20 protein-coding genes and 1 pseudogene are annotated in these 23548 nt (G+C 58.3%); 10 read left to right on the forward strand and 11 right to left on the reverse strand.

Annotation, left to right across the window (positions count from 1 at the left end; genetic code table 11):
• Nucleotides 1–465: 465 nt before the first annotated feature.
• Nucleotides 466–3141, reverse strand: coding sequence for a bifunctional acetaldehyde-CoA/alcohol dehydrogenase (gene adhE / locus CK911_RS03760; RefSeq protein ID WP_098969037.1), 2676 nt, complete (start codon nt 3139–3141; stop codon nt 466–468).
• 849 nt (nt 3142–3990) lie between these two features.
• Here adhE and CK911_RS03765 point away from each other — a divergent pair.
• From CK911_RS03765 to CK911_RS03795, 7 genes are all read left to right on the forward strand, one after another.
• The gene (locus tag CK911_RS03765; RefSeq protein WP_005337678.1) at nt 3991–4626 is read left to right on the forward strand and encodes a YchE family NAAT transporter; all 636 of its coding nucleotides are present in this window, start codon (nt 3991–3993) and stop codon (nt 4624–4626) included.
• 279 nt (nt 4627–4905) lie between these two features.
• Nucleotides 4906–6525, forward strand: coding sequence for an ABC transporter substrate-binding protein (locus CK911_RS03770; protein WP_098969038.1), 1620 nt, complete (start codon nt 4906–4908; stop codon nt 6523–6525).
• Between the two features lie 98 nt (nt 6526–6623).
• Entirely contained in the window at nt 6624–7544 is a 921-nt protein-coding gene (oppB, locus tag CK911_RS03775) for an oligopeptide ABC transporter permease OppB (protein ID WP_042021329.1), read from the forward strand.
• Nucleotides 7545–7558: 14 nt separating this feature from the next.
• Nucleotides 7559–8470 (forward strand): oligopeptide ABC transporter permease OppC, encoded by a 912-nt coding sequence (oppC, locus tag CK911_RS03780; protein ID WP_042021331.1) that lies wholly within the window; start codon nt 7559–7561, stop codon nt 8468–8470.
• 78 nt (nt 8471–8548) lie between these two features.
• Nucleotides 8549–9529, forward strand: a complete 981-nt coding sequence (locus CK911_RS03785) for an ABC transporter ATP-binding protein (protein WP_042021334.1) — start codon at nt 8549–8551, stop codon at nt 9527–9529.
• The gene (oppF, locus tag CK911_RS03790) at nt 9530–10525 is read left to right on the forward strand and encodes a murein tripeptide/oligopeptide ABC transporter ATP binding protein OppF (RefSeq protein ID WP_042021336.1); all 996 of its coding nucleotides are present in this window, start codon (nt 9530–9532) and stop codon (nt 10523–10525) included.
• A 301-nt stretch (nt 10526–10826) separates the two neighbouring features.
• Nucleotides 10827–11771, forward strand: coding sequence for a TerC family protein (locus CK911_RS03795; protein WP_033137996.1), 945 nt, complete (start codon nt 10827–10829; stop codon nt 11769–11771).
• A 212-nt stretch (nt 11772–11983) separates the two neighbouring features.
• On the opposite strand, the pseudogene CK911_RS21480 reads toward CK911_RS03795, so the two are convergent.
• From CK911_RS21480 to CK911_RS03840, 10 genes and pseudogenes are all read right to left on the reverse strand, one after another.
• Nucleotides 11984–12210: pseudogene (locus tag CK911_RS21480) on the reverse strand (IS4 family transposase); the annotation flags it as partial.
• A gap of 303 nt (nt 12211–12513) precedes the next feature.
• Nucleotides 12514–13125, reverse strand: a complete 612-nt coding sequence (locus CK911_RS03800) for a hypothetical protein (RefSeq protein WP_098969039.1) — start codon at nt 13123–13125, stop codon at nt 12514–12516.
• The gene (locus tag CK911_RS03805; RefSeq protein ID WP_098969040.1) at nt 13122–14483 is read right to left on the reverse strand and encodes an MATE family efflux transporter; all 1362 of its coding nucleotides are present in this window, start codon (nt 14481–14483) and stop codon (nt 13122–13124) included. The genes CK911_RS03800 and CK911_RS03805 overlap by 4 nt, the downstream gene beginning before the upstream one ends.
• Nucleotides 14484–14603: 120 nt before the next feature.
• Nucleotides 14604–16427: a SulP family inorganic anion transporter gene (locus CK911_RS03810; protein ID WP_098969041.1), complete on the reverse strand. Its 1824-nt coding sequence runs from the start codon at nt 16425–16427 to the stop codon at nt 14604–14606.
• 71 nt (nt 16428–16498) lie between these two features.
• Nucleotides 16499–17089 carry a nucleotidyltransferase family protein gene (locus CK911_RS03815; RefSeq protein ID WP_098969042.1) on the reverse strand — a complete coding sequence of 197 codons (591 nt, stop codon included), beginning with the start codon at nt 17087–17089 and terminating at the stop codon, nt 16499–16501.
• On the reverse strand, nt 17076–17336 hold the full coding sequence (locus CK911_RS03820) for a GNAT family N-acetyltransferase (protein WP_042021384.1): 261 nt from the start codon (nt 17334–17336) through the stop codon (nt 17076–17078). Before CK911_RS03820 ends, CK911_RS03815 begins: the two co-directional genes overlap by 14 nt.
• A gap of 194 nt (nt 17337–17530) precedes the next feature.
• On the reverse strand, nt 17531–18715 hold the full coding sequence (locus CK911_RS03825) for an iron-containing alcohol dehydrogenase (protein ID WP_098969043.1): 1185 nt from the start codon (nt 18713–18715) through the stop codon (nt 17531–17533).
• An 18-nt stretch (nt 18716–18733) separates the two neighbouring features.
• Nucleotides 18734–19264: a hypothetical protein gene (locus CK911_RS03830; RefSeq protein ID WP_098969044.1), complete on the reverse strand. Its 531-nt coding sequence runs from the start codon at nt 19262–19264 to the stop codon at nt 18734–18736.
• On the reverse strand, nt 19233–19847 hold the full coding sequence (locus tag CK911_RS03835; RefSeq protein ID WP_098972433.1) for a TetR/AcrR family transcriptional regulator: 615 nt from the start codon (nt 19845–19847) through the stop codon (nt 19233–19235). The genes CK911_RS03830 and CK911_RS03835 overlap by 32 nt, the downstream gene beginning before the upstream one ends.
• A gap of 41 nt (nt 19848–19888) precedes the next feature.
• Nucleotides 19889–21334: a coniferyl aldehyde dehydrogenase gene (locus CK911_RS03840; RefSeq protein ID WP_098969045.1), complete on the reverse strand. Its 1446-nt coding sequence runs from the start codon at nt 21332–21334 to the stop codon at nt 19889–19891.
• 212 nt (nt 21335–21546) lie between these two features.
• Between CK911_RS03840 and CK911_RS03845 the strand changes: the two genes are divergently transcribed.
• The 3 genes from CK911_RS03845 to CK911_RS03855 all read left to right on the forward strand — a co-directional run bounded on the left by CK911_RS03845 (nt 21547) and on the right by CK911_RS03855 (nt 23462).
• Nucleotides 21547–21840, forward strand: coding sequence for a hypothetical protein (locus tag CK911_RS03845; protein WP_068977287.1), 294 nt, complete (start codon nt 21547–21549; stop codon nt 21838–21840).
• A gap of 212 nt (nt 21841–22052) precedes the next feature.
• Complete coding sequence (locus CK911_RS03850; protein ID WP_098969046.1) at nt 22053–23021, forward strand: nucleoside hydrolase; 969 nt, start codon at nt 22053–22055, stop codon at nt 23019–23021.
• 105 nt (nt 23022–23126) lie between these two features.
• On the forward strand, nt 23127–23462 hold the full coding sequence (locus tag CK911_RS03855) for a DUF3634 family protein (RefSeq protein ID WP_172953947.1): 336 nt from the start codon (nt 23127–23129) through the stop codon (nt 23460–23462).
• Nucleotides 23463–23548: the final 86 nt, after the last annotated feature.

Raw genomic sequence — 23548 nt, forward strand, 5'->3', positions numbered from 1 at the left:
CATGGGTGAAACCGCTGACGAGTCGTTTGATTCACCAATGCAACAGATCTCTTCGCTCAATACTTTTCCCGCCTCATCTGCGCCTTACCATTCCACGGATCCTGTTGGCCGGTCAGCCCGACACGCTAGCCGGGTTACGTTACGTGATCATGGTATGGCTCCTCTTATCCTGTTTATCACGCGAGCAGCTCTTTAGGTGGCGTTGACGGCTCGCGCCTGCCAGTAGGCAGATTGCTCCGTGTACAGGATGCCCGAGGTGATTGTCGATGCCCTTGTTGTCACGGTGCGGCAATCAATGCTGAGCCATTGCCTGGATGTTGCTATCGGATGATTGGCTAGACGTTGGGTGTGCTGGTTAGTCGGGAGAGGGGATGGTTTGCACTACAACAACATGGAGGGGGAGTGATGAGTTGCAGATAAAAAAAGCCCGCGCATGGCGCGGGCTTGTGATCTCAGGGCTGGTTATCAGGCCTTGGATTTTTTCTTGGTATCAACCTTGGTTTCAACCGGGGCAGCGGCGGCAGGAGCAGCGGCAGCGCCTTCGGTGAACGGACGACCGTAGTAGGTATCCATCAGGATGGCTTTCAGCTCAGTGATCAGCGGGTAGCGCGGGTTGGCACCGGTGCACTGGTCATCGAAGGCTTCCAGCGCCAGCTGGTCAACCTTGGCCAGGAAGTCAGCTTCGTTCACGCCAGCTTCACGGATGGAAGCCGGGATGCCCAGAGTGGCTTTCAGCTCATCCAGCCAGGCCAGCAGCTTCTCGATCTTGGCAGCAGTACGGTCGCCTGCAGCAGTCAGACCCAGGTGGTCAGCCACTTCGGCATAACGACGGCGAGCTTGCGGACGGTCGTACTGGGAGAACGCAGTCTGCTTGGTCGGGTTGTCGTTGGCGTTGTAACGGATCACGTTGCTGATCAGCAGGGCGTTAGCCAGGCCGTGCGGAATGTGGAATTCAGCACCCAGTTTGTGCGCCATGGAGTGGCAGACCCCCAGGAAGGCGTTGGCGAACGCGATACCGGCGATGGTGGCAGCATTGTGCACCTTCTCGCGAGCAACCGGATCGCTGGCACCATTCTGGTAGCTGGACGGCAGGTACTCTTTCAGCAGCTTCAGCGCTTGCAGTGCCTGGCCATCGGAGTATTCGTTAGCCAGTACGGAAACGTAGGCTTCCATGGCATGAGTGACCGCATCCACACCACCGAAGGCGCACAGGGACTTGGGCATGTTCATGACCAGGTTGGCATCCACGATGGCCATGTTCGGGGTCAGCTCGTAGTCAGCCAGCGGGTACTTCATGCCGGTGGCGTCGTCGGTTACTACCGCAAACGGGGTGACTTCAGAACCGGTACCGGAAGTGGTGGTGATACAGACCAGTTCGGCCTTCACGCCCATTTTCGGGAACTTGTAGATACGCTTGCGGATGTCCATAAAGCGCATGGCCAGATCTTCGAACGCAGTATCCGGGTGCTCGTACATGACCCACATGATCTTGGCCGCATCCATCGGTGAACCACCACCCAGTGCCAGGATAACGTCCGGCTTGAAGGAGTTGGCCATCTCGGCGCCCTTGCGGACGATGGACAGGGTCGGGTCAGCTTCTACTTCGTAGAATACTTCCACTTCCATGTTCAGCTTCTTGAGCAGACGAACCACGTCATCGGCATAGCCGTTGTTGAACAGGAAGCGGTCGGTAACAACCATTGCACGCTTTTTGCCTTCCAGGTCGCCCAAGGCGATCGGCAGGGAGCCACGACGGAAATAGATGGATTTCGGAAGTTTGTGCCACAGCATATTTTCTGCCCGTTTTGCGACTGTCTTCTTGTTGATCAGGTGCTTGGGACCGACGTTCTCGGAGATGGAGTTACCACTCCAGGAGCCGCAACCCAGGGTCAGGGAAGGAGCAAGAGCAAAGTTGTACAGGTCACCGATACCACCCTGGGTGGAAGGGGTGTTGATCAGGATACGAGCGGTCTTCATCTTGTCACCGAAGTATCTGATGCGGTCCTGGTTGCGATCCTGGTCGGTGTACAGACCTGAGGTGTGACCGATACCACCGATGTTGACCATGGTGCAGGCCATCTCGACAGCGTCTTCGAAATTCTTGGCGCGGAACATACCCAGGGTCGGGGAGAGCTTCTCATGAGCGAACTCATCTTCAGCGCACAATTCCAGGCCTTCACCGATCAGGATCTTGGTGGTGGCAGGCACTGTCACACCCGCCATGGCGGCGATCTTGGTGGCTGGCTGACCGACGATATCTGCGTTCAGCGCGCCGTTAATCAGCAGCACCTTACGTACCTTGTCCGCTTCATCTTTGGACAGGATGTAGCCATCGTGGTTGGAGAAACGCTCTTTCACCTGGTTGTAGATGGAGTCAACGACGATAACGGCTTGCTCGGAAGCACAGACCACACCGTTGTCGAAGGTTTTGGACATCAGGATAGAGGCGACAGCACGCTTCACATCGGCAGTTTCGTCGATAACGATTGGCACGTTACCGGCACCTACACCGATAGCAGGCTTACCGGAAGAGTAAGCGGCTTTCACCATGCCCGGGCCACCGGTGGCCAGGATCAGGTTGATGTCGTTGTGCTTCATCAGTGCGTTAGACAGCTCAACAGACGGTTGATCGATCCAGCCGATGATGTCTTTCGGTGCACCGGCGGCAACAGCTGCATCCAGTACCAGCTTGGCAGCGGTATTAGTGGAGTTCTTGGCACGGGGGTGCGGGGAGAAGATGATGGCGTTACGAGTCTTCAGGGAGATCAAAGATTTGAAGATCGCGGTAGCGGTCGGGTTGGTGGTCGGAACGATACCGCAGATGATACCTACCGGCTCGGCGATGATCATGGTGCCCATCTCGTCATCCTGGCTCAGGATGCCGCAGGTCTTCTCATCTTTGTATGCGTTATAGATGTATTCGGAAGCGAAGTGGTTCTTGATAACCTTGTCTTCGATGATACCCATGCCTGATTCAGCCACGGCCATTTGAGCCAGGGGAATACGAGCATTACTGGCGGCCAGGGCGGCTGCACGGAAAACCTTGTCTACCTGCTCTTGCGAGAAGCTGGCGAATTCACGCTGAGCTTCTTTAACGCGGGCGACCATTGCATCCAGTTCAGCCAAGTTGGTTACTGCCATGTTTATCTCCTGATTATTTGAAAACTGTTTAGTAAGACGTTGGCAATGCCCGGCAATTATAGACCCACTGTCAAATAGCGAATGACTATAACGGGGTATTTACATGCCTTACTAAATTGCTTTCCGAGTCGATTATAGAGCTGTGTTGGTCCATAAAAACTTGATCTGGATCATGTGTAACAAAAGAACAAAAGAAATTTTATTTCATCATCCGTGTGCGAGGGATGTTACAGGAGAGTGGATTGTAGCGGAAGTGATATAGCTTGTAATGAAAAGGTTTTTAGGCCTATTAATCATGTGGTTAATGATCTTTTTAAGGGGGGTTTACGGCGGGTTTCTCCCGTTAAAGTTAACCATTTTGATTTTTACAGGGTTGCGATGTCGTGGCGGCGCGCAAATCTCCAACAAGTGTTGCGTAAATGGTTGTTGTTTTAATCCGTGGTAAATTTTGATTGTGATGAAATTGTAATGGGTGTGGTGGTGGCCTTACCTGGTGGGGGGTAGCGAGCAGAATGACCCCTGTATCACCGAGTTCATGACGGTTGTGACTCTCCTCTGTTGGGCAACGCAGAGTCACTCGGTGCAACCAGGCTCGCTGAACCGGGAGGTGCCGGCGGCGCTAGCGGTGGTTGTCAGCAATGTGCCTGTCTTGTTGTTACCTACTCTCTGGCTAAGGCGCATCTTCTTGCCACTTTATTCCGTGTTGATTGCAATCATTAGGTGAACTCACTAACAATCACCCGCATAAGTGTGATGATTTGATTGGTGCCCGCTCTGGCTATGATGTAAATTTACGCACGAAATTAATGGATTGGCCCGACGGGCCCGTAACACTATTGGAAGGCGCCTATGGCAGCAATTGACGTCTCTTTGTATCTGAAGTTTTTTGTCGGTTTGTTCGCAATTATCAATCCGCTTGGTCTGTTGCCGGTGTTTGTCAGCCTGACCAGCCACCATACCCAGGCCGAGCGGATGAAGACCAACACCACCGCCAATATTGCGGTGATGGTGATCCTGCTGGTCTCCATGTACATGGGGCAGCTGATCCTCGATGGTTTTGGCATCTCGCTGGCGTCGTTTCGCATTGCTGGCGGTTCGCTGATCACCCTGATCGCCTGGTCGATGCTGCAGGGCAAGCTGGGCGAGGTAAAGCACAACAAGCAGGAAAAAGGAGAACTGGCGGTGCGTGAATCCATCGCCGTGGTGCCGCTGGCTCTGCCGCTGATGGCGGGCCCTGGTGCCATCTCCTCGGTGATTGTTTATGCCAGCCAGAGCCACTGGCAGCAGCTGCTCGGTATGTCAGTGGTGGTGGTGGTCTTCTCGTTCTGCTCCTGGCTTATCTTCCGTGCCGCGCCCTTGCTGTTCAAGATCATGGGCAATACCGGTATCAACGTGGTGACCCGTATCATGGGTCTTATCATGATGTCCCTCGGTATCGAGATCATGGTGGCCGGTATCAAGGGGGTTTTCCCCAGCTTGATGTGAGCCAGCTCTGTTTTATCAAAGCCGGTCCTCGTGACCGGCTTTTTATTGGTTGCTTTTTGCCCGGTTTTTTCTAGAATCGGTCGTTTGTATAAAAAACGAGCTTTGAGGCGGTGTTTTAATACTGAAAAATAGCGCCCAAGCTGATTTTTTGACCAGAAAAGGCCGATTACCCTGACAATATCTGTTGCATTATCGGAATTGGCAGGGAATTATGCTGGGAGCGGGTTTCGACCCCGTCACTTTAGTAAATGCATGGAATGTTCTTGTTGGAGTAGGGAAATGACTCATAAAAAAACAATTATTAACACAGTTCTGATGGCTGCCCTGTTTGGTGGCATCAATGTGGCACAGGCTGCCGATGTCCCGGCGGGAACCAAGCTGGCGGATGTCCAGCAACTGGTAAAGGGTAATGGCTCTGAGCCTGCCACCCTTGACCCGCACAAGACCGAAGGAACGGTCGAATCAAATATTCTGCGCGACCTGTTCGAAGGTCTCGTTGCTTCTGGCCCGAAAGGGGAAATTCTCCCGGCTGTGGCGGAATCCTGGGAAACCAAGGATAACAAGCACTACGTGTTCCACCTGCGCAAAGATGCCAAGTGGTCCAACGGTGATCCGGTTACTGCCCACGACTTCGAATTCGCCTTCAAACGCGCCGTTGATCCGAAAACCGCCTCTCCTTACTCCTGGTATCTGGAGATCCCGACCATCCTCAACGCCAGTGAGATCATTACCGGCAAGAAGCCGTCCGATACCTTGGGTGTGAAGGCGGTTGATGACTACACCTTCGAAGTTCAGCTTGAAAAAGCGATCCCCTATTTCGTCAGTATGCTTTCCCACACCACTACCTATCCGGTACCGAAGAAGGTGATCGAGAAGTTTGGTGACAAGTGGACCCAGCCGGAAAATATGGTGTCCAACGGTGCCTATGCGTTGAAGAGTTGGGTCGTGAACGAGCGCGTCGAAGTGGAGCGCAACAAGCACTACTGGAACGATGGTAAGACAGTGATCAACAAGGTGGTCTATCTGCCGATCCAGTCTACCAACGCCGATCTCAGCCGCTATCTGGCGGGCGAAGTGGACATCACCTATCAGATGCCCATCGAGCGCTTCAAGCAGATGAAGAAAGAGAAGCCGGACGAGCTGAAAGTGACCGGTTATGTCGGCACCTATTACTACCAGTACAACGTCAAGAAGAAGCCGTTTGATGACGTGCGTGTCCGTACCGCGCTCTCCTATGCCATCAACCGTGACGTAATTGCCGACAAGGTGATGGGTCAGGGTCAGACGCCGGGTTATACCTTGGTACCGGACTTCGTCGATGGTTTCAAGCCGGTTGCCCCCGAGTGGTCGAAGATGACTCAGGCCGAGCGCGATGCCAAGGCCAAGGCGCTGCTGGAAGAGGCTGGTTTCGATGCCAGCAAACCGCTGAAGTTCGAGCTGCTCTATAACACCGACGACAACCACAAGAAAGTGGCTGTGGCCGTTGCCTCCATGTGGAAGAAGCTGGGTGTGCAGGTGAGTCTGGTTAACCAGGAGTGGAAAACTTATCTGGAAACCAAGAAACAGGGCCAGTTTGATGTGGGCCGTGCCGGCTGGATTGCCGACTACAACGAAGCCTCTTCCATGCTGGATCTGATGCAGACCACTCACGGTAACAACGATGGCAAGTACTCCAATCCGGAGTTCGACAAGCTGATGGATTCGTCTCGTGATCAGGTTGATGTGACGGCTCGCAACAAGCTCTACGTCCAGGGCGAAGAGATCCTGGCCAAAGACATGCCGATTGCGCCTATCTACCAGTATGTGACGGCTCGGATGGTGAAGCCTTTTGTGGGCGGCTACCCTGCCAACCCGCTGGATAACCTCTACAGCAAAGATATGTACATCATTGCTCACTGATTTAAAGCAACAAGTCGCATAACAAGCAGGGCCCGCCAGACGGCGGGCCTTTATTACAACCGCGACCATTTGGAAGCAGTTCAGGACAGGTAATGTCTATGTTGAAATTCATTTTTAAACGGCTATTGGAAGCGATCCCGACTCTGCTGGTCTTGATCACCGTCTCGTTCTTCATGATGCGTTTCGCCCCGGGTAACCCCTTTACCAGCGAGCGTTCACTGCCTCCCGAAGTCATTGCTAACATCGAGGCCAAATACGGGCTCGACAAACCCATTGGCATGCAATATCTCACCTACCTGGGCAACCTGGTGCAGGGAGATCTGGGGCCCTCTTTCAAATATAAAGATTTCACCGTCAATGATCTGGTGAGCCAGGCACTGCCTGTTTCAGCCAAGATCGGGGCGGCAGCGTTCTTTTTCGCCGTGTTGCTGGGGGTTACCTTAGGTACCATTGCAGCCTTGAAACAGAACACCATTATTGACTATCTGTTGATGTCGTCGGCGATGGCCGGGGTGGTGATCCCGGGCTTTGTGTTGGCGCCTTTGCTGGTGCTGTTTTTCAGTATCTATCTGGGCTGGTTCCCGGCCGGTGGCTGGCAGGGTGGCGGCATCCAGTTTATGGTGTTGCCGGTGTTCGGCATGATGATGTACTACATCTCCGCCATCTCGCGGATCATGCGCGGCAGCATGATCGAAACCATGAATGCCAACTTTATCCGTACCGCCCGCGCCAAGGGATTGCCGCTGCGCCACATCATCCTCAAACACGCGTTGCGTCCGGCCATGCTGCCGGTGGTCTCCTATCTGGGCCCGGCGTTTGTCGGCATCATCACCGGTTCTGTGGTGATCGAGACCATCTTCGGCTTGCCGGGGATTGGCCAGCTGTTCGTCAACGGTGCCCTTAACCGTGATTACTCCATGGTGCTTGGCCTGACCATTCTGGTCGGTGCTCTCACCATCACCTTTAACGCTGTGGTCGATATTCTCTATGCCTTTATCGATCCCAAGATCCGTTACTAATTCGGGAGTTCATCATGGTTGTTTCAACTGAAAAACGCGACGCCGTTGACGCGTTCGCGCAAAAAGTAGAAGTGGTGGAGGGGCGCTCCCTGTGGAAGGATGCCCGCCGCCGTTTCCTGCGTAACAGGGCGGCACTGACCAGCCTGATTATATTGACCATCATCGGGCTGGCCGTCATCTTCGGGCCCTATCTGTCTCAGTACACCTTTGACGATCCGGACTGGAACGCGATGCAGTCACCGCCAGATATGGAGGCGGGTCACTACTTCGGTACCGACAGTCTGGGGCGGGATCTGTTCGTGCGTACCCTGCTCGGTGGCCGTATTTCGCTGATGGTTGGCATCATGGGCGCCGTGGTGGCGGTCATCATCGGCACCTTGTATGGCGCGGCTTCCGGCTTTATCGGTGGTCGGGTCGATAGCCTGATGATGCGCATTCTTGAGATCCTCAACGCCTTCCCCTTCATGTTCTTCGTGATCATGCTGGTCACCTTCTTCGGCCGCAATCTGGCGCTCATCTTTATCGCCATCGGCGCGGTGAGCTGGCTCGACATGGCGCGGATTGTGCGAGGTCAGACCCTGAGCCTCAAGAGCAAGGAGTTTATCGAGGCTGCCCACGTCTGTGGCGTCTCCAAGTGGAAGATCATCACCCGTCACATAGTCCCTAACGTGCTTGGTATCGTGGCCGTTTATGCCACCTTGCTGGTGCCGGGGATGATCATGTTTGAATCCTTCCTCAGTTTCCTGGGCCTTGGGGTTCAGGAACCGATGACCAGCTGGGGTGCCCTGCTGGATGAAGGCTCCAAGTCGATGGAAGTGGCCATCTGGCAACTGCTGTTCCCCGCCTGCTTTATGGTGGTGACCCTGTTTTGCTTCAACTTCCTCGGGGATGGTCTGCGTGACGCCCTCGATCCGAAGGATCGCTAAGAAAGCGGCGAAGGGCCGTTAATCGCGTCCAATGGATCGACAGGAAAGCATCACGAAAGATCGATAAGGAGTTTTTATATGAAGTTACTGGATGTGAAAGATCTGCGGGTCGAGTTCAAGACCCCGGACGGCAATGTGGTGGCGGTCAACGACCTCAACTTCTCTCTCGCGGCGGGCGAGACCCTCGGCATTGTAGGTGAATCCGGCTCTGGCAAGTCCCAGACTGCGTTTGCCATCATGGGGCTGCTGGCCAAAAACGGCATCATCACAGGGTCTGCCAAGTTTCAGGGCGACGAGATCCTCAACCTGCCGGAACACAAGCTCAACAAGATCCGCGCCGAGAAGATCGCCATGATTTTCCAGGACCCCATGACCTCGCTGAACCCCTACATGAAGGTGAAGGATCAGCTGATGGAAGTGCTGATGCTGCACAAAGGGGTGAGCAAGGCGGAAGCGTTCGAAGAGTCGGTGCGGATGCTCGATGCGGTGAAGATCCCCGAAGCGCGCAAGCGGATCGCCATGTATCCCCACGAGTTTTCTGGTGGCATGCGCCAGCGGGTGATGATCGCCATGGCGCTGCTGTGTAGGCCGCAACTGCTGATCGCCGATGAGCCGACTACCGCCCTCGATGTGACCGTGCAGGCCCAGATCATGACCCTGATGAACGAGCTCAAACGCGAGTTCAACACCGCCATCATCATGATCACCCACGACCTGGGTGTGGTCGCCGGTATCTGCAACAAGGTGCTGGTGATGTATGCCGGTCGTACCATGGAGTACGGAAAGGTCGACGATATCTTCTATCGCCCGAGCCACCCCTATACCGAAGGCTTGCTGCGCGCCATTCCCCGCCTCGACACCGAAGGGGAAGAGCTGCCCACCATCCCGGGTAATCCGCCCAACCTGCTGCGTCTGCCCACCGGCTGCCCCTTCCAGGAGCGTTGCCACCGGGTCAGCGAGATTTGCGGCCAGCAATCACCGATCCTGACGCCGTTCAACGACGGCCGCGAGCGGGCTTGTCACTGGGTTTCGGATGCCATCAACAAGGGGGCCAACTAAATGGGTGCCGACAAAAAATTGCTGTTGGAAGTGTCTGACCTCAAGGTCCACTTCAGTATCAAGAGTGGCAAGGCGTGGCCCTGGGCCAAACCGTCCGACCTCAAAGCGGTCGATGGCGTCACCATGCGTCTCTACGAAGGGGAGACCCTGGGGGTGGTGGGTGAATCTGGCTGTGGCAAGTCTACCTTTGCCCGCGCCATCATCGGGCTGGTGCCTGCTACGGCGGGCAAGGTAGTGTGGCTCGGGGATGACTTGACCAAGCTCGATCCCAACGCGCTGCGAGAGAAGCGCAAAGAGATCCAGATGATCTTCCAGGACCCGCTGGCTTCCCTCAACCCGCGCATGACCATCGGCGACATCATCGCTGAACCGCTCATCACCTTTTATCCCAAGCTGTCGCGGGAAGAGGTAAAAGAGAAGGTGCGCGCCATGATGAGCAAGGTGGGGCTGCTGCCCAACCTGGTCAACCGCTATCCTCACGAGTTTTCTGGCGGTCAGTGCCAGCGGATCGGCATTGCCCGGGCGTTGATCCTGGAGCCCAAGATGATCATCTGCGACGAACCGGTTTCGGCGCTGGATGTCTCCATTCAGGCGCAGGTGGTCAACTTGCTCAAAGCCTTGCAAAAGGAGATGGGGCTGTCGCTCATCTTCATCGCCCACGATCTGTCGGTGGTCAAACACATCTCCGATCGGGTGTTGGTGATGTATCTGGGCAATGCCGTTGAGCTGGGGACTCGCAAGGAGATCTTCGCCAACCCCTTGCACCCCTACACCAAGGCGCTGATGTCGGCAGTACCAATCCCGGACCCGGAGCTGGAGCGCAACAAGGTGATCCAGATCCTGGAGGGGGATTTGCCCTCACCGATGAACCCGCCGTCCGGTTGCGTGTTCCGCACCCGCTGCCCGGTGGCTGGCCCCGAGTGCGCCAAGACTCGGCCAGTGCTGGAAGGCAACTTCGATCACGCGGTCTCCTGCCTCAAGGTCGATCCGCTCTGATGGCGAGGTGTTGAACGTATTGCGGGGCTCCTTGATGGGGCCCCGATTTATTTTTAGCGACAGTGAAGATGCCTCTTGGCGTTATCTTTTACCGCTGTTACTATCCGCGCAACAAGGGGAGTAACTTCTCGCCGGTTTGTCGTCATTACGGTGCACCCATATCCTGCAGTGCACCCGGCAGCCGGGCAGTTGATGAAAATCAGCTGTAAGTGAGACCTTGCCGAGAGGCAAGGTGTATCTGCTCTAAACGCAAACCCACGCCTCTCGGACGTGGGTTTTGTCGTTTTTGGGAGAAGTGAAAATGGGTGAATGGTGGATGTGGACCGGTTTCTTCAGCATAGTGCTGGTCCTGTTATGGATAGACATACGCTTTGTCGGTGGCGGCAAGTCACACAAGGTGTCTCTTAAAGAGGCGGGTGTCTGGTCCCTCATCTGGATCAGTGTGGCCCTGCTCTTCAACCTGGCTATCTGGCTCTGGCTGGATCACAGCGCTGGCCGTGAAATTGCCAACCAGAAGGGGTTGGAGTTCCTCACCGGTTACCTTATCGAGAAAGCGCTGGCGGTGGACAACGTCTTCGTCTGGCTGATGCTGTTTGGCTACTTTGCCATTCCGGCCGAGCTGCAGCGTCGGGTGCTGCTGTACGGGGTACTGGGTGCCATCGTGATGCGTGCCGGTATGGTGTTCGCGGGTAGCTGGCTGATCGAGCAGTTCCACTGGATCCTCTATCTGTTCGGCGCCTTCTTGCTGCTGACCGGTGCCAAGATGCTGTGGGCGGCCGACAAGGAGCCAGACCTCGCCAACAACCCGCTGCTGGGCTGGATGCGCCGTCGCTTCAAGGTGACCGAGACGCTGGAAGGGGAGAACTTCTTCGTCTGGCGTGACGGTGTGCGCTATGCCACCCCGCTGCTGCTTATTCTGGTGCTGGTGGAGGTGAGCGATCTCATCTTCGCGGTGGACAGTATCCCGGCCATCTTCGCGGTGACCACGGATCCCTTCATCGTGCTGACCTCCAACATCTTCGCCATCATGGGCCTGCGCGCCATGTACTTCCTGCTGGCGGGCGTAGCTGATCGCTTCGCTCTGCTGAAGTACGGTCTGGCGCTGATCCTGATGTTTATCGGGGTCAAGATGCTGCTGCTGGATATCTTCAAGATCCCGACCGGCATTGCGCTTGGTGTAGTTGCGCTGATCCTGCTGGCCTCTATGGGACTCAGCCTCTTCGTGACTCGTAAAAAGGCCGCCTGAAGGCGCAATGCTATTCACTTAAGAGAATTTGAGTTCCAGCCCACCTAGTATCAGGGCTAAAAAGCGAGGGAGGCATGATGCCTCCCTCTTTCTATTGCAAGCCACGCTGTATTAAGGCTCGAGGAAGATTGACTGAAAACAGCCTTACCCGGCAGTGGCTTCTTCATCCATCTTCAACCACAGCAGCTTTCTCCCGCTGCGGATGGTTCCTTTTCGATACATCGCAACAGCAGCAATCGCGCCGCGATAAACGCCAGCATGACGCACATCCGTGTCAGATTCTCCCTGCTCTGCATCTTTAACCCCTCGCTCCGGATGCCCGCACTCTTCAGATTTTGTGATCATCCTCGATGAGCCAGCGCCGCTCATAGTCGCCGATAATCTCGCTGGCCTGCTCTGATGTCGTCACGGTTTCACTGGTCAGCAGGAGCCATTCCAGCCAGCCAGTCAGCAGCATCGAATGCACAGCCCTCGTGTGCTGACTTCACTGGTACAGATACGTTGGTCGGCAATGCCACCGACCTTGCGCTCGCGCGGCGCGAACGGCTGCACTGAGTGTGGTAGGTTCGCGTGGCCAAACTCCCTTGTGCTGGTTGAGTGAAGGGCATGTTAGAAGTTTGATGAGGCGATGACAGGCTCAGATCACGCAAGGGGGGACAAAGTAAAAAAAATCCCCAAGCGATGCTTGGGGAGTTCGGTATAAGAGACAGCCGTATTGCCCCTTTGTCTGGGGCAGGCGACGTTACTCTTTTTCTGCGTCAGCCTGCTCTTTTTTCTTTTTCTTCTCGGGCAGCGGCTTGCCATCGCGGTGGATCACCTTGCCTGCTTCAAAGCCAATCTGGGCGGCCAGCTCTTCCAGATCTGCCGACTTGGCCTGATCACCGATGGTGTAGCGATAGTTGGCGATGGAGAGTTTGTCAGCCACCGGCGTGCCCGGGACGATAGGCTCGCGCCAGCCCTGGCCGATGTGGGCCACCAGGGTGCCGTTCATCAGCAGCTCGCCGACGATCTCATGGGTCGGATTGCCCTTGCCGTAGGTGAGACCCTGCGGGTGCTTCTTGCCGACCAGTGGCTCGTTGCTGGCGGGGATCAGCTTGGTGCGGATCAGCCACTTGGGCTTTTTGGTGTTGCCCACCGCCTTGCCGGTCTGGTATTCGTTGATCTTGATGGTCTTGATCATCTGGGCCATGAAGTCCTTGGTCAGCGCCTTCTGGGCGTCGCTGGTTTCATCGATGGCGATGGGGGCCACATACCAGGTCTGGGTGGCTTGAGCCTTGGGAGCGGCAGGGGCAGTTTGCGCCATGGCCAGGGGGCTGAGCAGGATGGCAGCCAGCAAGAGTCCTATCTTCTTCATTGTGATTCCGCTTTTGTTTCAACAAGAATTTTGTTTTGCCAGCGACGACTGCGCCAGCGCCAGAACATGGCCAGACCGCGCACCCACTCGTCGCAGGCCAGCGCCAGCCAGATACCGACCAGTCCATAGCCCTGCATGATACCGAGGAAATAGGAGAGTGGCACGGCAATTCCCCACATGGAGAGCAACGCCATGTAGAGGGGAAAACGGGCATCCCCGGTGGCCCGCAGGGCGTTGATCACCACCAGATTGAAGGTGCGGCCGGGTTCGAGGATAAGGCTGATAAGAAACAGCTGCGCCACCTGGGTGATGATGTCGGCATCATCGGTAAAGAGGCTGATGATGGTGCGGCCATTGAGGGCCGCCGCCACGGCGATGACGCAGGTGACCGCCAGCCCCAGTTTGAGGCTTTTGATCAACTGTTGATAGGCGCGATCGAACTGTCTGGCGCCCGCCAGATGGCCGATGATGATCTCGTTGCCAAGGCCGATGGAGAGGCCAAACAGAAGGATAAACAGGCAGATCTGGAAGAAGTAGGATTGGGTCGCCAGCGCCTTGTCACCCAGCAATCCGACAAAGGCTGTCACCACCATAAACTGCAGCATCCAGGAGAGGTTCTCTCCCGCCGCAGGCAGGCCGATATGGAGCACCTTGCCCAGCATCTCCCGGCTGGGGTGGACGATATCGCGCACCACCAGTCGAATGCCGGTCTTGCGGGCCACCAGCCACACCAGCAGCACCACGCCCACCAGTCGGCCAGTGACTGTGCTGATGGCAACACCGGCAACCCCCAGCTGGGGCAGGCCGAACCAGCCGTAGAGCAGCAGCAGGTTGCCGACGAAGGTGATGAGGTTGACGATCAGGGTCACATACATCGCCTGACGGGTGTGGCCGTGGGCGCGCAGGGTGGCCGCCAGACAGAGCGCCGCGGCCTCCGGCAACAGGCAGAGACCGATGATCTGCAAGTAAAGCGTCGCGTCGCTCATCAGGTTGGCGGGCAGGTTCATCAGCGCCAGCATGGTGCTGGCCCCCGCCATCACGCCGATGGCGGCCACCAGCCCGATCAGCAGGTTGAAGCCGATGGCGGTGTGGATCACCACCCGGCTCTTCTCCCGATCGCCCGCGCCCAGATACTGGGTGATCACCACGCTGGTACCGATGCTGACGAAGCTGAACAATGTGATGGCGAGATCGAACACCTGATTGCCGACCGCCAGCGCGGCCACCCCCTGATAGGAGACGTGCCCCACCATGAAAGTGTTGAGGGCGCCGGTCAGAAAGTGCAGGGCGAGATCGATAAAAAGCGGCCAGGTCAGCGCAAAGAGGGTGCCCGGACCGGCGTGGGATTGAGATTGCATGGCATGTCCAACAGCTGGGAGGGCACGGGGGAGTGCCCTCTGGGGGCGCATTTAACACCAAGGTAAAGGCCGGTGCAATCCTTGTGCAGGATTGCCCGGCCAGAGGATCGGGCCAAGGGATCAGGCAGGCGTAGCGCCCGCCTCCTGTTCGCTCGGCAGGGTGAGGCGCGCCGAGTCGGGCAGGGCATCATCCTGCGGCCAGTGGGAGCGGATGGCATCGGTCGTGCTTTCCACCACCTCGTCATCCCTGAACACCGGCTCGCGGTAGCAGCGGGTCATGCGTAGCGCCTGATACATATCCGGGCAGAGGATGATCCCCTCATCGCCCACCCGCACGCCCGCCTGCTTGAGCCAGTGGGTCATCTGGCCGTGGCGGCCCGCCATCACCATATGAATGCCGCGCCGTTTCAGATCCTTATGCAGCTCCCCCACCATGCTCATCACACTGATGTCCTGATGGGTGAAGCAGGCCACCGCGTCGATCACCAGACACTTGGGATTGTGGGGATCCTGCACCAGCAAAGCCAGCACCCGCCGCTTGAAGTAGGGGGCGTTGAAGTAGGTCAGCGGCGAGTTGAAGCGATAGACCAGAATGCCCGGGATCGCCTTGGCCTGTTCGTTGTCTCCCAGGGTGCGCACTACCCCCTCGTCATCCATGCCGAGCAGCTGGTCGGTGGGGCGCATCACATTGCGCAGGAACTGGAACAGCCCCAGCAGCACGGCGAGGGTGATCCCCGGGATCACCCCCATGGTGAGCACGCTGATAAAGGTGATCAGCGCCAGCCAGAAGGCGGAGCGATCGGAGTTGCGCAGCGCCCACAGTCCGCGAAAATCGGTGAGCGACAGGGAGGCCATCACCAGCACCACCCCGAGGGCGGCGGTGGGAATGTATTTGAGCGGCGCCGTCAGATAGAAGGTGATGAGGGCGATCACCGCCGCGGCGATGATGGAGACCAGCTGGCTCTTGCCGCCGTTGGCGTCGTTGACCGCGGTGCGTGAATCCGCCCCGCTGATGGCAAAGCCTTGGGAGACCGCGGAGGCGAGGTTGGCCATGCCGAGGGCTCTAAACTCTTTGTCCGCGTCTATCTCGTAACCGTTTTTGGCGGCAAAGCTGCGGGCGGTCAGCATCATGGAGACGAAGCTCACCATAGCCAGGTTAAGGGCGGGCAGCACCAGTTCCCGCATCAGGCCGGGGGGAAATTCCGGCATCTGGAACGCTGGCAGGCCAGAGCCCACCGCCCCCAGGGTAGCGATATCAAATTGGCCCAGATTGAAGCCCCACACCAGCGCAGCGGTCACCACCATGGCCACCATGGAGGAGGGCCATGCCGGTTTGTAGCGCTTGGCCAGCAGCAGGGTGAGCAGGGCCACCAGACTCATGGCCAGGGTCGGCAGATGGGTTTGGGTGATATAGCTGGCGCCGCTGGCGATCCGCTCGATCAGGTAACGTTCGCTGAAGGTGAAGCCGAAGATCTTGGAGAGCTGGCCCACCATGATGGTGATGGCTACCCCGTTGAGCAGCCCCATCAGGATGGGGCGAGAGAGGAAGTCCGCCAGCACCCCCAGCTTGAAGCGGCTGGCAATCAGGCACCAGAAGCCGGTCATGGCGGTCATGGTCATCACCAGTTGCCAGTGACGGGTCGGATCCCCTGCGGCCAGCGGCGTCACCACGGCGGCAATCACCGCGCAGGTGGCGGCATCGGGGCCGACAATCAGCTGGCGGGAGGTGCCAAACAGGGCGTAGACCAGCATGGGCAGGATGCAGGAGTAGAGACCAACGATGGCCCCCACCCCGGCGAGCTCTGCATAGGCGATGGCGACGGGCAGCGCCACGGCCGCCACGGAGAGTCCAGCGCGAAGGTCTGGCATCAACCAGGCGCGCTGGTATTGCAGCAGGGCGGCGAGGCCCGGTAGCCAGCGTTCGAGAGAGAAGAAGTCGCGCATTATTTAACCCATTGAGTTACAACCAGCTTTTCCCCTAGTGTGCCCAAGGTTATCGAAAGATTGCAATCAGGTTATGGCCAGTTTACCTGAAGGTCAGGCCAGATAGCCTGCCAGCGTTTCTCCTTGATGCGCTGGGTAAAAATCTGTTTGTCCTGGAGACATCTGGGGTTGGCACTCACTTGCAGCGACCAGTTGATGGCAAAGCCGTAGGGGGCGAGCCACTCGAACTCGCCATCCCGGGTGAGGCGCACGCCGATGCAGGTGGGCACTTCGACCCAATGGCTCAGCGCCTCCAGACTGCTGGCAAACGGCGCTACCAGCTGCCGGGTGTGCATGCGGGCCTGATTGCGCACTTCCCACTGCTGGCCGGGCAGCCGTTTGGCGAGCCAGGCTTCATGCGCCGCTTCGGCCAGCCCTTGCGGGTCGCTTTTATCGAGATAGATAAGGTCGATATCGTTGAGCGGGGTGGGCACCGCCTTGTGGTGAAGGTGATCCCAGATGAGATTGCGGATAAAACCGGCTCCCAGCGCCCAGTCGGGCAGATTGAGCTCGGCGGCGGCTTGCAGGCAGGCCATCCGCTGCGGATCGGCCCGCAGCAGGGCTTCTGTTTTGGCTTGGTATTGCTGTTCGAGGGCGGTGTTCAGAGGTTCAGTTGTTGGCATTGCGGCGTAACCAGACATCAATGTAACGGCAGCTCGGCACTATAGTGAGCCCCTCCGCCTGAGTCCAGTTGAAGAAGGCGCGCGCCAGCTGTTCGGCAATCCCCTGCACCCGCAACTCGGGGGGCACGAAGGTGCTGTAGGCGTCGATGGTCTTGGCATCGAGCCGCCGGTAGCGCAGTCTCGACTCTTTCCCCTCCACCATACAGATGAACTGCTGCTGGTTGGCCTGATGAATGATCTCGCTCATGGTGGGCACCTCTGGCATAAAGTTGGGTCTCTCGGGACAACATAACTGTTAGCCAAGGTATAGAACAGATAATGAAAGCCCGTGGCCAATATCATCCGCTTTGGCATTGGTTTATCTGGTTTGAGGGAGGGGAGCTATCGTGATGCTGATTGAAGGTGCCCGACTGACAGTCGGGCACAGGTTCAGTGCCGGGATCAGGCCCAGGCACGCTCCAGCAGGGTAAGTAACTGCTCACGATCGGCATCTTTACGATTGAACAGCATGGCGCCGTCGTTGATCGCCAGATCGCGGATCTCCCCCAGCAGCGAGCGATCGCTCACACCTGCTTCGTTGAGAGTACGTGGCAGCTTGACCGCTTGCCACAAGGTATCGCGCAGGGTGCGGATGGCGGTGATGGTCGCTTCGGCCCGCTGGTGGGCCGGGGTGGCGGCAAAGCGCTCTGCCCCTACCAGCGGCAACAGCAGCCTTGCCAACTCGCTATCCACCTCGGGGCGGTTGTAGTCGAGCACGGTGGGCAAAAAGAGGTTCATGCACAGCCCGTGGGGCAGATGGCAGCGGGCCCCCAGACTGTGGCCGAGGGCGTGTACCAGCCCCACCATGGAGTTGGAGAAGGCCATGCCGGCCAGGGTAGAGCCTTCCGCCAGCTGCAGCCGCAGCTGTTTGTTCTGCGGATCGGTGAGAATTTGCGGCAGGGCGTTGGCGATCTTCTCCACCGCCATCAGTGCCAGTGCATCGCTTACCGGGTTCTTGGCTGTGCCGAGAAAGGCCTCAATGGCGTGGGTCATGGCATCCATGGCGGTGGCGGCGGTGATATTGAGCGGCAGCCCCTGGGTCAGGCGCGGGTCGAGCACTGCCAGCTGAGGCAGCAGAAAGGGGGAGGTGAAGGGCACCTTACGCCCGCTCGCCTCATCCTTGATCACCGCAACCAATGTCACTTCTGATCCTGTACCCGCCGTGGTGGGCACCACCGCCAGCGGCTTGAGTGCATGAGTCAGGCAACCGGCGCCCGAGTAGTCGAGCAGATGCTCTCCTCCCATGGATGCCAGAATATTGACCGCCTTGGCGGTGTCGATCACCGAGCCGCCCCCCAGCGCCACCAGACTGTCGCAGGCAAGCTCGCGGTAGCGTTTGGCGATCCGCTCCACCACGGCGGTGGAAGAGTCGGCCGGGATCTCGTCCCAAATGGCGGCGACCGGCAGCTCCCCCTCGGCCAGCACATTGGCCAACAGGGTGGCAAGGCCAGTGGCATTGACCCCCTTGTCGGTCAGCAGCAGCGGGCGGCGTGCCCCGAGGCTGGCCAGTTCGCTGGCCAGCTGCTCCAGCGCCTGTTCACCGGCCAACAGTTTGACCGGGCAGAAAAAATCGTAGTAGCGGCTCATTTAAAGGCTCCTTGCACGTTAGCCGGTCACCAGACCCAGATAGATGTTGCAGGCCCGACCGAGTTTGTTGGTCGGGGCTGGATAGTCACGCAGCAAAGTGCGCGCGATAAAGGCGGGCAGGATCAGCGCTTGCAACTGTTCCAGCCCCCGCACCAGCTGCATGGCGACGGTTAGGTCCCCCTCCACCAGCAGCCGGTTTTCACTGAATGCCTGATTGACCCCGAGCCGAAAACTGAGGGTGCGAAAAGCGATATTGGGATGCTTGAAGCGCACCCGCAGCGGATGGAGGGTGGCATGAGGGGCGACCGGTGCACCGGGATACCAGCGGCCACCCTGCTTGTGCATGTTCATGGCGTAAGCGATACCGCAGACTTCAAGGCGGATTGCCTGCCCGTCTTGCAGCGGCGCAAGCTCCCGTCGTACCGCCTCGTCGGTGCGGGCGGCGCGGCAGAGGGTGCGACCCACCACCCACAGCAGGGTGGTGATCCAGAGGCTGCGGCCAAGGGCTGCCGCAGATTCAAACTTCCATGTTGGTATGGAAAGGCGCATGGGGATTGGCTCCTGAGATGGCTGACCAGAACAGGGCGAATGCACTGGCTTGCCAGTAGGCATCCTGCCCAAGGTGGGGTTGATCGACAAACAGTGAGGCACAGGCAAGAAATTGCCCCTGACACACTTCCAGCAGTAGTGGTGCGGGAGCGTTCATCAGCTCGCCGCTGGCCTGTCCTTTTGCCAGCAGGGCGGGCAGAAAACGCAACGCCTCGTGCAAGATCTGACTGCGAGCCGGTCTGGCCAGCAGCGGGGAGTGAAAGAAACCCAACACAAATTTGAGCTCGTTGGGGTGGGCCTGCATCCACCCCATCGCCAGTTGCCAATAGTGGCGGGTCTGGTCGTACAGCGGCAGGGTGGGGTCTGCTTCATGGATGGCGGCTCCCATCCGGGTTTTCACATCCTGATAGAGCTGGAGGATCAGTGCCTCCTTGCTTGGGAAGTGGTGGAACAGGGTGCCATTGGCGACCCCGGCCGCTTTGGCGATCCGCGCCGTGGCTGCCCCTTGCAGGCCATCTTCGGCACACAAGGCGAGGGCGGCATCCAGGATCTGGCGACGCTTGTCGGTCATCGGCTGTGACAGCGGTTTCTGCTGCGGGGGTTGACTCATGGCGTGGTTCTCCATCAGCGCAGGAAAAAGGCCATCATCAGCTTCTGGATCCAGCCTTTGTAGGGCGGGTGGATCAGCGAGCCGGTGGTGAACTTGCCGCGGGTCAGCACGGTTTTCGCCTTGGAGAAGGTGAGAAACCCCTCGTGGCCGTGGTAGTGGCCCATGCCGGAGGCGCCGATGCCGCCAAACGGCACATCGTCGGCAGCCACCTGAAACAGACTCTCGTTGATGGCCATGCCGCCGGAGTGGGTCTCCCGGGTCACCCGTGTCTGCAGCTCGGAGTCGAAGCTCATCAGATAGAGCGCCAGTGGGCGGGGCCGCTCGGCCACATAGGCGAGCGCCTCCTCCAGGGTGTCGTAGGGAATGAGCGGCAACAGCGGGCCGAAGATCTCCTGCTGCATCACCTGGCAGCGGTCGGATACTCCAGTGAGCAGGTGCGGGATCAGCAGGCGGCGCTGATCGTCACGGGCCGGGCTGGCACAGGGGTGGATCTGGGCCCCGGCCTGCTCGGCCTCCTCCAGCCAGCTGACGAGGCGCTGATACTGACGGTCGTTGATGATGGCGCCGTAATCGGCACTATTGAGCCCTTGCGGGTAGAGCTTGCTGAAGTGGCTGCGATAGGCAGCGATAAAGTTATCCACCTCGCTGCGGGGCAGCAGTACATAGTCGGGGGCGACGCAGATCTGCCCGGCGTTGAGGCTCTTGCCGAAGATCATCCGCTCGACCGCGGTGGCCACCGGCATGTCGGGGGCGATGAGGCAGGGGCTCTTGCCACCCAGTTCAAGGGTGAGCGGGGTGAGCTGGGGAGCGGCGGCAGCCATCACCAGCTTGCCCACCATGGTGGAGCCGGTAAAGAGCAGGTGATCAAACGGAAGCGAGCTGAACGCCGCCGCCATCTGGGCATCCCCCTCGATGATGGCGATTTCGTGCTCGTCAAACACGCTGGTGAGCAGGCTCTGCAATACGGTGTTGGTGTGGGGAGTGAACTCGGAGAGCTTCAACATCGCTCGGTTACCCGCCGCGATAGCGGTGATAAGGGGGCCGAGGCTCAGCATCACCGGGAAATTCCACGGCACTATGATGCCGACCACCCCGAGCGGCTGGAAGTGCACTTCTACTTTGGCGGGGGCCAGCAGCAGACCCGCATGACGGCGGTGAGGTTGCATCCAGCGCTTGAGCCGCTTCTGGGTGTAGTTGATCTGCATGATGCAGGGCAATACATCGGCGATCAGGCTGTCGTATTCACTGCGCTGGCCATAGTCCTCGGCCAGGGCTTTGCACAGCTGCCCCTTGTTGGCGAGCAGCGCCTGTTTGAGCTTGTTCAGTTGTGCTTTTCGCTCGGCCAGTGTCGGCATGGGGTGGGCCAGACTCGCCCGCTTTAGCCGCGCCAGATGGTCTGGTAAGGATAATTTGATGGCGAGGATATCTTCTGGATTGTGTTGACGCTGCGCCGCACCCATGTTGTTCTCCGAATGAAAAGTGACCGACTGATTAGTCGGTCTGAATTTAGCGCTTTGTTGCAAGAATGTAAAGCTGGCAAGCTGTTTCCCGCTCACCGCGAGGAGGACGCAAGAGAGAACTGTGTGCCCCACCACATTTTTGTGGTTTGCTCATTGGTGACTTATCCAATAAGGGGTAGGTTTTGGTTATTAACCGACAAGGAGAGATCATGATGACCAGGGAACTGAACAGCTTGTTGGCCCGGCTTGACGATGTGGTTGAGCGGATGCCGGATTGCTTCAACACCTATGAATTTGCCCAGAAGCTGGCACTACAATATCAGCCGGAGTTTTTTGCTGCCGGCCACTCTCTGTCCGAACACGAGGGTAAGGTGCTGCGGGTGCTGCACCAGAAGATCGCCGAGGCGCTGGCGGGCAGCGAGGTGGTGATTGAAGGGGCTCTGCTCCCTTGTGTCACTCCCTGGGGGGAGAAGGCGACCTCACCGCGCTGGCATCGCAAGCACTGAGGGGGCAGTCAGGCAGATCAGTGCCAGATAACGAACAATTCTATGGCGCGGCGCTGGCAACAGGGTCGCGCCGTTTTTTTGTGCTGATTGTCGCCAGAGCCCCCTCACAACCGGGGCAAAGGCCCGGTCTGTGATCCCATGCCGGGATAAGGGGCCGTCAGCCGGGTAGACTCTCCCCTTTGTCGCAGGGTTTGTCACCGTAGGAATTTCTCATGACCCATAAAATTATTCTCGATACCGACCCAGGTATCGACGATGCCATGGCCATCCTGTTTGCCGAGGCTCACCCCGCTATCGAGCTGCTCGCCATCACCACCGTTTTTGGCAACGCCACCATCGACAATGGCACCCACAACGCCCTCTGGCTCAAGCAGAAATATGGCATGAAGGCGGATGTGGCCAAAGGCGCTGCTGCCCCGCTGCTGCGCGAACCGGTCGGCCCCACCACCATAGTCCACGGCCCGAGCGGCTTTGGCGACATAGAGGCGGGTGAGGTCACTATCGCGCCGGATCCCCGCCCCGCCTGGCAATACATGGTCGAGGCTGTGAAAGCCGCGCCGGGAGAGATCACCATAGTCACTATCGGCCCGCTCACCAATCTGGCGCTGGCGCTGCAACAGGCGCCCGAGATTGTTTCGCTGGTAAAACAGGTAGTGGTGATGGGGGGCGCCTTTGGCGTCAACGGCCATCGCGGCAATGTCACCCCCTATGCCGAGGCCAATATCCACGACGATCCCGATGCCGCCGACCGGGTCTTTACCGCCGACTGGCCGGTGGTGATCATCGGGCTGGATGTGACCCAGCAGAGCTTCTTCAGCAGCGCCTATCTGGATGATCTCAAGGATAAGGCGGGGGAGCCGGGCCGCTTCCTGTGGGATGTCAGTCGTTTCTACCTGCGTTTTTACTCGGAGCGCATCGGTCTGGATGGCTGCCACGTACACGATCCCTCCGCCATCGCCTACGTGATAGATCCGACTCTCTTTACCCTGCGCGAGGGGCCGGTGCGGGTCATCAACGAGGGGCCTGCCATCGGCCATACCCTGCAAAAATTCGATGGCAAGTCCCATCCCCACGACGGCTGGGCCGACTATCGTGCCCAGCAGGTCGGGGTGGCGGTGCGGGATCAGGCGCTGCTGGCGCTCTATCGCGAGACGCTGGTGGCTTGGGGCAAGGATTGCTGAGGGTGACCTTGTATCGCGCTGACGCGGGGGCTGTGATCGGCGCCAAACAATCGGGGCGCACCGCCGCTTATACTGCCTGATATCAAGACCTTGGGAGGGATGAAGATGGCCTGGATTTCCTTGATAGTGGCGATTGCGCTGATCTGGTGGTTGATGAAGCTGGGGCGTGGTGCCTTGTTCGAGATCCGCCTTGCTCCCGGCAAGGTGGTGGTCAAGCGGGGCAAAGTATCCCCTGCCTTTATTGAGCACGCCAAGCAGATCCTGCGCCACGACATGGTGCGCGGGCGCATTGTGGGGCAGCGCGATGGCGATGGCGTGAAGCTGATCTTCTCCCGCTCCATCCCCGAGCCGGTGGCTCAGCGGTTTCGCAATATCTTCCCTTATGGTGATTACCGCCAGCCGGCGGCACCGCTGCCGGGTCCCAAATCCCGCAAGGGATAAGCACCAGAGCAAGGTTCATCAATAGCAAACGGGCCTCCAGTGGAGGCCCGTTTTTTATGGCACTTGGCCAAGAGAGAGCTGACAGC

The organism is Aeromonas sp. CU5 (assembly GCF_002586745.1).
GTDB classification, from domain to species: Bacteria; Pseudomonadota; Gammaproteobacteria; order Enterobacterales; family Aeromonadaceae; genus Aeromonas; species Aeromonas sobria.

Bases quoted from the DNA above. Each gene is read 5' to 3' on its own strand.
- adhE (WP_098969037.1), bottom strand. From the start codon at position 3,141: ATGGCAGTAACCAACTTGGCTGAACTGGATGCAATGGTCGCCCGCGTT.
- CK911_RS03765 (WP_005337678.1), top strand. From the start codon at position 3,991: ATGGCAGCAATTGACGTCTCTTTGTATCTGAAGTTTTTTGTCGGTTTG.
- CK911_RS03770 (WP_098969038.1), top strand. From the start codon at position 4,906: ATGACTCATAAAAAAACAATTATTAACACAGTTCTGATGGCTGCCCTG.
- oppB (WP_042021329.1), top strand. From the start codon at position 6,624: ATGTTGAAATTCATTTTTAAACGGCTATTGGAAGCGATCCCGACTCTG.
- oppC (WP_042021331.1), top strand. From the start codon at position 7,559: ATGGTTGTTTCAACTGAAAAACGCGACGCCGTTGACGCGTTCGCGCAA.
- CK911_RS03785 (WP_042021334.1), top strand. From the start codon at position 8,549: ATGAAGTTACTGGATGTGAAAGATCTGCGGGTCGAGTTCAAGACCCCG.
- oppF (WP_042021336.1), top strand. From the start codon at position 9,530: ATGGGTGCCGACAAAAAATTGCTGTTGGAAGTGTCTGACCTCAAGGTC.
- CK911_RS03795 (WP_033137996.1), top strand. From the start codon at position 10,827: ATGGGTGAATGGTGGATGTGGACCGGTTTCTTCAGCATAGTGCTGGTC.
- CK911_RS03800 (WP_098969039.1), bottom strand. From the start codon at position 13,125: ATGAAGAAGATAGGACTCTTGCTGGCTGCCATCCTGCTCAGCCCCCTG.
- CK911_RS03805 (WP_098969040.1), bottom strand. From the start codon at position 14,483: ATGCAATCTCAATCCCACGCCGGTCCGGGCACCCTCTTTGCGCTGACC.
- CK911_RS03810 (WP_098969041.1), bottom strand. From the start codon at position 16,427: ATGCGCGACTTCTTCTCTCTCGAACGCTGGCTACCGGGCCTCGCCGCC.
- CK911_RS03815 (WP_098969042.1), bottom strand. From the start codon at position 17,089: ATGCCAACAACTGAACCTCTGAACACCGCCCTCGAACAGCAATACCAA.
- CK911_RS03820 (WP_042021384.1), bottom strand. From the start codon at position 17,336: ATGAGCGAGATCATTCATCAGGCCAACCAGCAGCAGTTCATCTGTATG.
- CK911_RS03825 (WP_098969043.1), bottom strand. From the start codon at position 18,715: ATGAGCCGCTACTACGATTTTTTCTGCCCGGTCAAACTGTTGGCCGGT.
- CK911_RS03830 (WP_098969044.1), bottom strand. From the start codon at position 19,264: ATGCGCCTTTCCATACCAACATGGAAGTTTGAATCTGCGGCAGCCCTT.
- CK911_RS03840 (WP_098969045.1), bottom strand. From the start codon at position 21,334: ATGGGTGCGGCGCAGCGTCAACACAATCCAGAAGATATCCTCGCCATC.
- CK911_RS03845 (WP_068977287.1), top strand. From the start codon at position 21,547: ATGACCAGGGAACTGAACAGCTTGTTGGCCCGGCTTGACGATGTGGTT.
- CK911_RS03850 (WP_098969046.1), top strand. From the start codon at position 22,053: ATGACCCATAAAATTATTCTCGATACCGACCCAGGTATCGACGATGCC.
- CK911_RS03855 (WP_172953947.1), top strand. From the start codon at position 23,127: ATGGCCTGGATTTCCTTGATAGTGGCGATTGCGCTGATCTGGTGGTTG.